We start from the raw sequence: 12,447 nt of genomic DNA on the forward strand, positions 1-12,447 counted from the left end.
ATCGCCGGTCCACATCGTGGCGATGCGTGTACGAAAACCCCGGCTTCGGCCGGGGTTTTCGTTTGGGGTACATGGCGCCGAGCGTGCGCATCCGACCGCGTCGAACACCGCGACTTCGATGCCCGACGGCACGGCCAAGAAGCGGCTGGGACGGGAGCGGGCGAGCTCCGCTCGCACCGGAGCAGCGTCGTCGGGTCGGCGCGGGACGCCAGCTCATAGCGCCATCGCGCCGGAGTTCCCGGCGTTCGTGTCGTGCATTGCATCATGAACGCGTACGGGTTCTCAGTTTCCATTTCCGCTCGCGCACACCGATTTCAATCGAAACAAATCTTGGTTGTATGCGTGACGCGAGGCACGGATGCGATGTCGACTGGGCGGGTTTGCGTCTTGTTGTGCGCGACGCGTGTGCCTCAGAGTCGCGCCGTGGTCGTAGCGGCACGCTAGCAATACGCACCACGCGTCGTAGAAATAACGCACGCTCAGGGGAAGCCTGCGGCCTTGCTGCATCAAACGCTGGAGCATCCAGTTTCCCATCGCCTGACCCCGTCGCCATCGCCATCGTCGAACACACCGGCCCAGCCGGCGTCGCGGTCTTGCCTCTACTACGGACGGAGAGACTCATGAAACGACTTTATGGTTCCCTGCTGTTGCTCGGACTGTCGATCAGTGCCGCACTTGCCGCACCGGCCACGCGCCCGGCGGCCTTCGATCACGCCAACATCTCGCGCCTGGACAAGATCGCGCTGCGCGCGATGCCGGCGGTGGACGTCGCCAAGTTGCGCGCGGAAGACCGCGTGCGCGAGGCGCGCAACGAGATCCCGCGCTTCGCCGCCTCGCTCGACGTCGACATGACGCCGCTGAACTCCGGCGTGTGGGAAAAGCTCGACGAGGACCACCTCATCTGGCGCCAGCGCGTGCGTTCGGACAAGGCCTTGTCGCTGAATTTCGGCTTCACCGAATACCATATGCCCGCCGGCGGCCGTCTGCTGGTCTATCCGGTGACCCAGACCGCGGGCGGCGACCGCAGCCTGATCCGCGAATACACCGATCGCGACAATAATCCGGCCGGCCAGTTGTGGACGGCGATCGTCCCCGGCGAAGAGTCGGTCATCGAAGTGGTGGTGCCGGCGGCCAAGGCCGGCGAGCTCAAGCTCAAGCTGACCAAGGTCGGCCACGACTACGTCGGTTTCGGACCGCTTTCGCGCCGCCTCGCCGCGGCCGCCAGCGGCGAAAAGGGCGTCTCGGGCGCCTGCAACATCGACGTGGTCTGCCCCGAGGGCGACGGCCGCCGCGACATCATCCGCTCGGTCGCGGCCTATTCGAAGAACGGTTCGCTGGCCTGCACCGGCTCGCTGGTCAACAACACCGCCAACGACAAGAAGATGTACTTCCTGACCGCCCACCATTGCGGCATGGGCACGGCGTCGACCGCAGCCAGCATCGTGGTGTACTGGAACTACCAGAACTCGACCTGCCGTCCGCCGAACACGCCCGCCAGCGGCGCCAACGGCGACGGCTCGATGGCCAACACTCAGTCCGGTTCGACCTACAAGGCGACCTACGCGACCTCCGACTTCACCCTGCTCGAACTGAACACGCCGGCGAACCCCGCGTTCAATCTGTTCTGGGCCGGCTGGGACCGCCGCGACCAGAACTATCCGGGCGCCATCGGCATCCATCACCCGAACGTGGCCGAAAAGCGCATCAGCAATTCGACCGAGCCGACCTCGTTCGTGGCCTGGGGCGGCGGCGCCGGCACCACCCATCTGCGCGTGCAGTGGCAGCCGACCGGCGGCGTGACCGAACCGGGTTCCTCGGGTTCGCCGATCTACAGCCCGGAAAAGCGCGTGCTCGGCCAGTTGCACGGCGGCCCGTCGAGCTGCAGCGCCACCGGCACCAACCGCAGCGACTACTACGGCCGCGTGTTCACCTCGTGGACCGGCGGCGGCACGGCGGATTCGCGCCTGAGCAACTGGCTCGACCCGGGCAACACCGGTGCGCAGTTCATCGACGGCCTGGATTCGGGCGGCGGCACGCCGAACAATCCGCCGGTAGCGAACTTCACCTCGTCGGTCAGCGGGCTCACCGCGACCTTTACCGACAGCTCCAGCGACAGCGACGGCAGCATCGCCTCGCGTAGCTGGAACTTCGGCGACGGCACCACCTCGACCGCGACCAACCCGTCCAAGACCTACAGCGCCGCCGGTACCTACACCGTCACGCTGACCGTCACCGACGACGATGGCGCAACCAACACCAAGACCGGTACGGTCACGGTGTCGGGCGGCCCGGGTGCGCAGACCTACACCAACGAGACCGACGTGGCGATCAGCGACAACGCCACCGTGGAAAGCTCGATCACCGTGTCCGGCCGCAGCGGCAACGGCTCGGCGACCACGCCGATCCAGGTGACGATCTACCACACCTACAAGAGCGACCTGAAAGTCGACCTGGTGGCGCCGGACGGCACGGTCTACAACATCCACAACCGCACCGGCGGCAGCGCCGACAACGTCATCGGCACCTTCACCAAGAACCTGTCGAGCGAGCCGCTCAACGGTACCTGGAAGCTGCGCGTCAACGACAATGCGAACCTGGACACCGGCCGCATCGACAAGTGGAGCATCACGTTCTGATCCGCCGACGCCGCGCGCCGTAACGGCGCGCGGCGTTTCTGCGCGAAAGCAGGCGCCGTCCGCGCAGACGTCGCCCGGCCGCGACGGCGGCGCAGCACGACGTTGCCGCATGCGCTACAAGCCATCGCCTCAACGACGCGCGATGCCTCGCCGCCGATCATTGCGCCGTTCTGCCGTACGCATCACGAAAGCGCGGCATCGCCGCGACAGGGGACGCTTGTCAGTCCGCGTGCCGCGTACCCAGCATGGTGGCCGCACCCACCGCTTCGCTGTCCAACGTACCGGTACATGGAGAGTTTCCCAATGCGCTTCCAATACGCCGCGCTGCCCTTGTTGCTGGCCCTGTCCGCCGGCGCCAAGGCGGCCGATGACCTGCCTGTGTTCGTCACCGCCAAATACACCAACAGCGCGCAGTTGCAACGCATCGCGTCGCGCTTCCAGCATCTGATCGTCGACCGCGAGGCCAAGACCGTCCGCGTCGAGGCCATGCCCGAGGACCTGGCCGCGCTGAGCCGCGCCGGCTTCAAGTACGAGGTCGACCGCGAGGCGACCGAAAAGCTGCGGCGGCTGCAGACTGCGCTGCAGAGTTCCTCGCTCGGCATCAAGAGCATTCCCGGCTACGCCTGCTACCGCACGGTCGAGGAAACCTATACGACCATGGACCAGCTGGCCGCGAGCAAGCCGCAGCTGGCGCGCGTGACCAACATCGGGCCCAGCTGGCAGAAGACCCAGAATGCCGGCACCGGCTACGAGATGAAGGTGCTCAAGCTGACCAACTCGGCGACCGACGCCGCGCTGCCGAACAAGCCGACCCTGGTGCTGTTCGGTTCGATCCACGCGCGCGAGTACACCCCCGCCGAGACCGTCACCCGTTTCGCCGAATGGCTGGCCAACGGCTACGGCAGCAGCGACGAGGCGACCTGGCTGCTCGACAATTTCGCCTTCCAGTTCGTGCTGCAGGCCAATCCCGACGGCCGCAAGAAGGCCGAAGCCGGCTCGTCCTGGCGCAAGAACGTCAACAACAGCAACGGCGCCTGCAGCGCCTCGTCGATCGGCGTCGACCTCAACCGCAACTTCCCCTATCACTGGAACAGCGCCGCCGGCGGCTCCAGCGGCAACGCCTGCGCCGAAACCTATCGCGGCCCGCTCGCCGCCTCGGAACCGGAAACCCAGAACCTGATGCGCCTGGTCGCCGGCACCCGCAACAGCAGCGGCGTGTACACCGGCGGCATCTTCCCCGACCGCCGCCCCGACGACGTCAACACCGCCGCGCCCGAGGATTACCAGGGCATCTTCATGGACATCCACAGCGCCGCCCAACTGGTGCTGTGGTCGTGGGGCGACACCAGCAACCCCGCGCCGAACAGCGCGGCGTTGCGCGCGCTCGGCCGGCGCATCGCCTTCCACAACAACTACCGTCCGCAGCAGTCCGACGAGCTCTATGCCACCGACGGCACCACCGACGACACCATGTACGGCCTGCTCGGCGTGCCGGCGTACACCATCGAGCTGGGCGTGTCGTTCTTCGAGAGCTGCAGCACCTTCCAGGGCACGACCCTGCCGGACAACCTGAAGTCGCTGCGCTACGCGGCGCGCAGCCTGTGGGCGCCGTACAAACTGCCGTCCGGGCCCGACACCACCGCGCTCAGCCTGTCGGCGACGACGGTGCCGGCCGGCACCCCGGTCACCCTGACCGCGACCGTCGACGACAGCGTGTTCAACCAGAGCAACGGCACCGAGCCGGTGCAGAACATCGCCTCGGCGCGGGCCTATCTGGACGCGCCGCCGTGGGCCGCCGGCGCGGTGTCGTATCCGCTCAGCGCCAGCGACGGCAGCTTCAACAGCAGCCGCGAAGTGGTGACCGCAAGCATCCCGACCGCCGGCCTGGCCGACGGCGTGCACACCTTGTACGTGCAGGGCACCGACGCCGCCGGCAAACCGGGCACTCCGAATGCGGTGCGCTTCACCGTCGGCGGCACCGGCCCGGGCAATACGCCGCCGGTGGCGAACTTCACCTCGTCGGTCAGCGGCCTCAGCGTCAACTTCACCGATGCTTCCAGCGACAGCGACGGCAGCATCGTCGCGCGCAGTTGGAACTTCGGCGACGGCACCACTTCGACCGCGACCAGCCCGAGCAAGACCTATGCCGCGTCCGGCACCTATACCGTCACCCTGACGGTCACCGACGACGACAACGCCAGCCACAGCAAGACCGCTTCGGTCACCGTCAGCGCAGGCGGCGGCACCCAGACCTACAGCAACGGCACCGACGTGCAGATCCCCGACAACGCCACCGTCGAAAGCAGCATCGTGGTGTCCGGCCGCACCGGCAACGCACCGAGCGACGCGTCGGTGGCGGTCAACATCCTGCACACCTACAAGAGCGATCTGAAGGTCGACCTGGTGGCGCCGGACGGCACCCTCTACAACATCCACAACCGCACCGGCGGCAGCGCCGACAACGTCGTCGGCACCTTCGTCAAGAACCTGTCGAGCGAGCCGCTCAACGGCACCTGGAAGCTTCGCGTCAACGACAACGCTACGCAGGACACCGGCCGCATCGACAGCTGGAGCATCACCTTCTGATCGTCGTAAGCGAGCAGCAAGGCGACATCGCGCATCCCCGGCTTCGGCCGGGGATGCGCGTTTGTGCGGACAGCGTTCATGCGGCGGATTACGGCGCAGTCGCGTGCCGCGTTGCACGGCGACGGTATCCGACCTGCGCGCCGGCGATGTTTCCATCGTCGAAACAGTGAAAATTCCGCGGTTTTCCTGTCGGATTCGCCGTGCGCACGTGCACGGTAAGCGGTTACTGCGCGTATGCATGACCGAAGTCACGAACGCGAATGTGCGCTCGAACAGGTTGTCGCTTGTCGGTCATGTCCGATCGCGCATAGGGTCGAATCCCGGGCGTATCGGAACGTTTCCCCCCGCACCGTTCGGCGCCGCTTTCACGCGCAGCAAACTCTCGCGACGTCCCGCATTCTGCGCGGCCGTCATCCCAGTCCATCGCGTCCCCGCGCCGATGCCGCCCGCATCCGGCCGGGCGGCGCCGAACAGGAGCGCCTTCCGTGAACAAGCACCTAGCCCCGTTGCCCGCCTTGCTCGCCCTCGCATTGTCCGCCGCCCTCGCACCGGCGATGGCGCAGACGCACAGTCACGACCACGCGCGTCCGGCCGATGCCACCGATAATCCGTTCCAGCCGGTGTTCATCGTCACCTCTCGCGAGACCTTCGATGCCGGCGTGCAGACCCTGGCGCGCAGCGCCACCGGCGTCAGCAACCCGGCCGGCGTCAAGCTGGTGGTGGCCGAACTCAAGACCCATCAGCTCGCCGACGTGACCCGGCACGTCCACGAGAAGGAAAAGCGCTGCGGCGGTTTCGTAGCGTTCGAAACCCGCGAAGAGGCCGAAGCCTTCGTGCGCAGCGAACGCAGCGTCGAAGCGATGAACACCAAGTTCGCCACCTACACCATCGATAACCAGGCCACGGTCACGCCGTGGCTGAGCCAGGTCGCCGAAGCCAACATCCGCGGCACCATCAATCACCTGTCCACGCAGTATCCGAACCGCTACTACGCCTCGACCCACGGCCGCACCTCGGCGACCTGGATCAAGGACACCTGGGCCGGCCTGGCCAACGGGCGCAGCGACGTCAGCGCCGAGCTCTACACCGGTTGCACCACCTGTTCGACCCAACCCTCGGCGATCCTGACCATCCAGGGCAGCGAGCTGCCGAACGAAGTGGTCGTGCTGGGCGCGCACCTGGACTCGATCTCCAGCAGCGGCAGCGGCGATTCGATGAACGCACCGGGCGCCGACGACGACGCCTCCGGTATCGCTACCCTGACCGAAGTGTTGCGCGTGGCGATGGCGAGCGGCTACAAGCCCAAGCGCACGATCAAGTTCATGGGCTATGCCGCCGAGGAAGTGGGCCTGCGCGGCTCCAAGGCGATCGCCACCGATTTCAAGAACCGTGGCGTCAACGTGGTCGGCGTGCTGCAGTTGGACATGACCAACTATCGCACCAGCGGCGCGCCGGCGGTGCGCCTGGTCAGCGACTACTCGAACTCCAGCCTGCAGCAGTTCCTGCGCGACCTGTACACGACCTACCTCGGAGGCACCGTGGGCAGCTACACCTGCGGCTACGGTTGCTCCGACCACGCCTCGTGGACCTCGGCCGGCTTCCCCGCGGCGATCTACTTCGAGGGCGGCAACTCCAGCGGCGGCTACTTCGGGTCCATCCACACGCCCAACGACACCCTCGCCAACATGGGCGGGTCGGCCGCCAACAGCGTGCCCTTCGCCAAGCTCGGCCTGGCCTTCCTCGGCGAACTGGGCAAGACCGCCGGCACCGGCCCGGGCCCGGGGCCGGGCACCCAGACCTATACCAACGGCACCGACTACGCGATCAACGACAACGCCACCGTCGACAGCCCGATCACCGTGTCCGGCCGCACCGGCAACGCACCGACCAGCGCCTCGGTGTCGGTCAACATCATCCACACCTATCGCGGCGACATTAAGGTCGACCTGGTCGCCCCGGACGGCTCGCTCTACAACATCAGCAACCGCGCCGGCGGCAGCGCCGACAACCTCAGCGGCACCTTCACCTTCAACCTCTCCAGCGAACCGCTCAACGGCACCTGGAAGCTGCGGGTGAACGACAATGCCAACAACGACGTCGGCCGCATCGACACCTGGAGCATCACCTTCTGACGATAGCCCCCGCACGAGGGAAGGGGACGGGTTCCGCGAGGGGCCCGTTTCCTTTTGCGGCGGCCGATAGCGAAGGCTGGTGAACAGTCCGCCGGCCCGGCACCGGCCGGCGCGCGTCGGCGCCGGAGGCCGGGCTGCGCCTCAGGCGGTTTTCGGGGAAGCGCGCTTCAGCGCGTGCAGCTCTCGCTGGCTTCGAGGGCGCCGCGTTGGCTGATGCGCCAATGGGTGACCGTGCCGAGCGCGTCGGTCTCGAAGGTCAACTGGCTGTGCTTGGCATGCGGCGCGGCGACTTCGATGAAGGCCGAGCCTTCGAAGGTCGGGTTCGGGACCTGTCTGGTCTGGCCGGCATAGGTCTGGTTGATCTCGGCGATGCTCATGCCGATGCGGCCGCCGCCCGGGGCGATGGCCTTCGGGTCGTAGACGTCGATGCCGGCCAGCTTGTCGCCGGCCATCAGGAAGGCGTACTGGTGGGTGACCGCGCCGCGCACCGGATAGAGCAGATGGCAGGCTGCGTCCGGGCGCTGACCGCGGTTGTCCTTCATCTCGCCGCCCCATGCCTGGCGGACGCTCGCGCCGTCGGCGCCGAACCTGGCGGTGACGGTGCCGGCCTGGTCGCTGCCGTTGAAGCCGTCGTAGCCGATCGCATCGCTGCGCAGTACGCGTTCGGGCGGCAACAGCGGGTTGGCCGACGCCGCGGGCGATGCGGCGGGGGCCTGGCCGGTGTCGTTCGTGGCCGCCGGGTTGGGGTCCGCGTTGCCGGCGGGTTGCTGACAAGCCGACAGGGCCGACACCGCCAAGGCCAGAACGAATACGCGCATCGCGATCACCATTGCTATCGGGCAGCCCCAATCCTAACTCGATCTAACTCGGTCCTGACCCGATCCTAATACATCGCGCTGATACACCGAACTGATACGCCGAACTGATACATCCAGCCGATGCATCGGCGGGCGGACGCCGCAATGCAGCAGGGCGCGCGCGGCGCACGGCTTCTCTCTCAGATCGCTTCGAAGCGGTTCGCGTCGACGTTCTTGCGCACCTTGCGCGGGTCCCAGATGCGGCCGTTCATGGCGATGTACACGCCCGGCGGCAGCGACTGCACCGCGCCGACCGCGGTGCCGATGTTGAACTCGGCGTCGGAACCGCGGAACCGCGCCGGGTTCAGCGCGCCGGTCATGACGATGGTCTTGTTCGGGATGGTCGCCAGCACCTTGGCCGTCTCGACCATGCTGTCGGTGCCGTGGGTCACCAACACGTGCTGCGCGTCCTGCGCGGCGATCGCGGCGCGGATCAGCTCGCGGTCGCCGGCGTTGATGTGCAGCGAGTCCTTGCGGATGATCGGGATCACGCTGTAACGGAAGGCCACGCCGAGCTCGTCGAGAATGCGGCCGATCTGCGGTTCGCCGATCTGGTAGTCCGACTTGTCGTCGAAGTAGATCTTGTCGATCGTGCCGCCGGTGGTGACGATGCAGAGCTGGTCCATCGTGGGTAAGGTCGCGAGGTCGGGGAGGCGAAGATTATAGGCCCAGCGCCGCGGCCGGGCTTGTGCGGCCTTGGCCGGGGCCCCGACTCAGGCGGCCCAAGCCCATGGTCAAGCGCCTCCTCAAGCGGCCTCTATCGAGACTTCCTGCCGAACCGCGCCTGGATGCCGGGCAGGTTGGCGGCGAACACGACGGTCACCGCCAGGGCGAGTTCGATCCAGCCCTGCAGGCGTTCCGGCGGCCGCGACCACGCGACCATGACCCCGTGGCTGAACCAGCCCAGCGCCAGCACGCCGGCCCAATAGGCAGCGTGGCGGTTCTGCCACCACACGCCGATCGCGAGCAGCAGCGGCGGCAGCACGAATACCACCACGGTCGCGGCCAGATGCCGCTGCGACAGCATCCACGCCGCGTACAGCGCGCTCAGGGCCAGCAAGGCCAGCAGCAGGACCAGATTGGAGCGGGGGCGCGGCGAAGCGACGCTCATCGGCTCACCTTGGCGACCAACTCGGCGACGCGGCGTCCGAGCGCACGCGCCAGTACGGCCTCGTCGTCGCTGAGCTGCGGGTCGTCCTGGGGCCCGGCGACGTGGCTGGCGCCATAGGGGCTGCCGCCGCCGCGGGTGGTGCTGAGCAAGGGCTCGGTATACGGAATGCCGACGATCACGCAGCCGTGGTGCAGCAGCGGCACCATCATCGTCAGCAGGGTCGACTCCTGACCGCCGTGCTGGCTCGCAGTGGAAGTGAACACGCCGGCCGGCTTGCCGACCAGGGCGCCGCTGGCCCATTCGGCGCCGAGCCCGTCGAGCCAGTGCTTGACCGGTGCGGCCATGTTGCCGAACCGGGTCGGGCTGCCGAGCACGAGCCCGGCGCATTCGGCCAGGTCGCGCGCTTCGACGTAGGGCGCGCCGTCCTCGGGCACCGGCGGCGCGGCGGTCTGGGTGATCGCGGCCACCGGCGGCACGCTGCGCACTCGCGCGACGATGCCGTCGACCTCGCCGATCCCGCGCGCGATCTGCCGCGCCAGCCGCGCCACCGACCCGCCGCGGCTGTAATAGAGCACCAGAACTTCGGTCATCGATCTCTCCTGTTGACGGCAAGGATAGAGGAAGAGGCGAGGGCGGTTGGGGGTTTGGCGAACCAGGGCGGCTGGGGGGCGTTGCGGGTGGGCGCCTTGTCTGGTGCCGCTCCGGCAAGCGCCCCTCGCCCCGAGCCTCTTCCACAAGGGGGAGGGGGATGCCCTGGATCCCCGCCTGCGTTGCGGGGACGACTGGCCATGGCGTGTGCAGGCCACCCCATCTCCACGGTTTCGCGGCGGTCGGTCGCTCCTGTGTCGCCTCGTGCGAACGCAGGTCACTCGATGCCCTGCGCTCAAGCTGATGCCCATGCCCCCGTGACGCCCCATCGGTTACCCTGCGCCGGATGGAACCTTTGGACTCGATCTATCGCTGGAGCGACCGGGTGCGCGACCGCGCCCGCGCCGGCACGTTCTTCCGCTTCCTGGCCCGCCGCTTTCTCGACGACAACCTGTTCCAGGCCGCCGGCGCGCTGTCCTACACCACCGTGTTCGCGCTGGTGCCGCTGTCGATGGTGGTGTTCGGGGTGTTGTCGGCGTTCCCGATGTTCGGCGAATGGAGCGACCGGCTCAGCGACTACATCTTCTCCAACTTCGTGCCCTCGGCGGCGCGCTCGGTGGAGAGCTACCTCAAGCAGTTCTCGGCCAATGCCGGCCAGCTGACCACCGCCGGCGTGATTGCCCTGGTGGTGTCGCTGCTGATCACCCTCAACGGTGTCGAGTCGGCGTTCAACCGGATCTGGCGCATCCATTCGCCGCGCCCGCGCCTGGGCCGTTTCCTGGTGTATTGGACGGTGCTGACGCTCGGCGCGCTGATCGCCGCGGCCAGCCTGGCGATTTCGGCGCGCTTCTTCGCCATGGACGTGTTCTCGACCCAGCCCGGGCGCTGGCTCGAAAGCCTGTTGCTGCGCGTCGCGCCGATGCTGCTGGAATGGCTGGCCTTCGCCGCGATCTACCGGGTCGTGCCGCACCGGACGATCAAATGGCGACACGCCGTCGCCGGCGCCTTCCTGGCGATGGTGCTGTTCGAGACGGTCAAGGGCGGCATCGGCCTGTACCTGGGCAATTTCGGTTCCTACTCGAAGATCTACGGCACCCTGGCGTTCGTGCCGATCTTCCTGTTGTGGATCTACCTGAGCTGGATCGCGGTGCTGCTCGGCGCGTCGCTGGCCTCGTCGATCTCGGCGTTCCGCTACCAGCCGGCGTCGATGCGCCTGCCGCTGGGCTTCGAGATATACGGCCTGCTGCGCCTGCTCGCCCGGTTCAACGAAGCGCGCAAGCGCGGCCGCGGCCTGCACATCGACGACATCCAGCAACTGGAGCCGATGCTGACCGATTCGCTGGTCCAGCAAATGCTCGAACAGCTCGGCGAGATCAGCGTGGTGCGCCGCGCCGAGGACGGCGAATGGTTGCTCGCGCGCGATCTCGATGAGCTGACCCTCGGCGAGCTGTACGAAGCCTGCAACCTGCGCATCCCGATCGCCGAGGCGATGCTGCCCTGCCGCGACGACTCGCTCGGCCAGTCCGCGGTCGCGGCGATGGACGAATTGCGCGTGCCCCTGCGCGCGCTGATGAAACGACGCGTGTCCAGTATTCACGCCGAAGAGGAAGGAACATGATCCCGAGTCATCCGAAACCCGCGTTGCGTCCGCTGTTGGCGCTGGCGCTCGCCGCCGCCATGGTGACGCTCGGCGCCTGCGATAGATCGCAGACGCCGGCCGCCGACACCACGCCGGCGACGACGAGCAGCGCCAAACCCGCACCGGCTGCAGACGCCAAGCCCGCCGACGCCGAGCCTGCCGCTGCCAAGCCGGCCGATGCCGCGACCGACACGCCCGAGCTGCGCATCGCGACCATCGACGGCAAGACCTACGACCTGGCCGAGCGCCGCGGCCGTTGGGTGGTGGTGAATTTCTGGGCGACCTGGTGCGCGCCCTGCATCAAGGAAATGCCCGAGTTGTCGGCGCTGGACACCATGCGCGACCACATCGAGGTGGTCGGCCTGGCTTACGAGGAAATCGAGCTCGCCGACATGCAGGCCTTCCTCGAGAAGCATCCGGTGTCGTACCCGATCGCGATCCTCGACGTGGCCGACCCGCCGAAGGCGTTCGACACCCCGCGCGGCTTGCCGATGACCTATCTGATCGGGCCCGACGGTAAGGTCGCAGAGAAATTCCTCGGCCCGGTCGACGCCAAGAAGATCGAGGCCGCGATTGCCAAGGCCTCGGCCCAGGTCGCCGTGCCGAAGGCGTGAGCGCGGCGCGTTTCTTTGTTGCCGGCAGGGTCCAGGGCGTGTGGTTCCGTGCCTCGGCCCGCGAGCAGGCGCTCGCGCTCGGCTTGCGCGGCTACGCCAATAATCTCGCCGACGGCCGGGTCGAAGTGCTCGCGGTCGGCGACGAGGCTGCCGTGGCGCGCCTGGCCGACTGGCTGGGCCACGGCCCGGCCCAGGCGCGCGTCGACCGCTTGATCCGCGAGCCGGCGCGCGAAGACGAAGCCGGCGACGGTTTCGTTTGCGGTTGAGCCGCGCCGACCGACGCT

At 67.7% G+C, this 12,447-nt stretch carries 10 protein-coding genes; 6 read left to right on the top strand and 4 right to left on the bottom strand.

Annotation, left to right across the window (positions count from 1 at the left end; all coding sequences use genetic code 11):
* The first annotated feature begins 620 nt into the window (after positions 1-620).
* The 3 genes from AC6CH2_RS10865 to AC6CH2_RS10875 all read left to right on the top strand — a co-directional run bounded on the left by AC6CH2_RS10865 (position 621) and on the right by AC6CH2_RS10875 (position 7,354).
* Positions 621-2,636 carry a proprotein convertase P-domain-containing protein gene (locus AC6CH2_RS10865; RefSeq protein ID WP_498269265.1) on the top strand — a complete coding sequence of 672 codons (2,016 nt, stop codon included), beginning with the start codon at positions 621-623 and terminating at the stop codon, positions 2,634-2,636.
* A 303-nt stretch (positions 2,637-2,939) separates the two neighbouring features.
* Positions 2,940-5,222 carry a M14 family zinc carboxypeptidase gene (locus AC6CH2_RS10870; RefSeq protein WP_498269266.1) on the top strand — a complete coding sequence of 761 codons (2,283 nt, stop codon included), beginning with the start codon at positions 2,940-2,942 and terminating at the stop codon, positions 5,220-5,222.
* A gap of 485 nt (positions 5,223-5,707) precedes the next feature.
* Positions 5,708-7,354 (top strand): M20/M25/M40 family metallo-hydrolase, encoded by a 1,647-nt coding sequence (locus tag AC6CH2_RS10875; RefSeq protein ID WP_498269267.1) that lies wholly within the window; start codon positions 5,708-5,710, stop codon positions 7,352-7,354.
* Positions 7,355-7,521: 167 nt separating this feature from the next.
* Here AC6CH2_RS10875 and AC6CH2_RS10880 read toward each other — a convergent pair whose 3' ends face one another.
* From AC6CH2_RS10880 to wrbA, 4 genes are all read right to left on the bottom strand, one after another.
* Complete coding sequence (locus AC6CH2_RS10880) at positions 7,522-8,172, bottom strand: hypothetical protein (protein ID WP_498269268.1); 651 nt, start codon at positions 8,170-8,172, stop codon at positions 7,522-7,524.
* A gap of 179 nt (positions 8,173-8,351) precedes the next feature.
* Positions 8,352-8,837 carry an asparaginase domain-containing protein gene (locus tag AC6CH2_RS10885; RefSeq protein WP_498269269.1) on the bottom strand — a complete coding sequence of 162 codons (486 nt, stop codon included), beginning with the start codon at positions 8,835-8,837 and terminating at the stop codon, positions 8,352-8,354.
* A 131-nt stretch (positions 8,838-8,968) separates the two neighbouring features.
* A complete protein-coding gene (locus AC6CH2_RS10890) occupies positions 8,969-9,322 on the bottom strand; it encodes a DUF2069 domain-containing protein (RefSeq protein WP_498269270.1) in 354 nt (117 codons plus the stop codon).
* Entirely contained in the window at positions 9,319-9,912 is a 594-nt protein-coding gene (wrbA, locus tag AC6CH2_RS10895; protein WP_435395316.1) for an NAD(P)H:quinone oxidoreductase, read from the bottom strand. Before wrbA ends, AC6CH2_RS10890 begins: the two co-directional genes overlap by 4 nt.
* Before the next feature lie 344 nt (positions 9,913-10,256).
* Between wrbA and AC6CH2_RS10900 the strand changes: the two genes are divergently transcribed.
* Genes AC6CH2_RS10900 through AC6CH2_RS10910 form a run of 3 tightly spaced genes read left to right on the top strand, consistent with a single transcriptional unit; the run spans position 10,257 to position 12,429 of the window.
* Positions 10,257-11,528, top strand: coding sequence for a YihY family inner membrane protein (locus AC6CH2_RS10900; RefSeq protein ID WP_498269271.1), 1,272 nt, complete (start codon positions 10,257-10,259; stop codon positions 11,526-11,528).
* Positions 11,525-12,163, top strand: coding sequence for a TlpA family protein disulfide reductase (locus AC6CH2_RS10905; protein WP_498269272.1), 639 nt, complete (start codon positions 11,525-11,527; stop codon positions 12,161-12,163). The genes AC6CH2_RS10900 and AC6CH2_RS10905 overlap by 4 nt, the downstream gene beginning before the upstream one ends.
* The gene (locus tag AC6CH2_RS10910) at positions 12,160-12,429 is read left to right on the top strand and encodes an acylphosphatase (protein ID WP_498269273.1); all 270 of its coding nucleotides are present in this window, start codon (positions 12,160-12,162) and stop codon (positions 12,427-12,429) included. The genes AC6CH2_RS10905 and AC6CH2_RS10910 overlap by 4 nt, the downstream gene beginning before the upstream one ends.
* Positions 12,430-12,447: the final 18 nt, after the last annotated feature.

Source organism: Lysobacter sp. GQ73 (assembly GCF_059758755.1).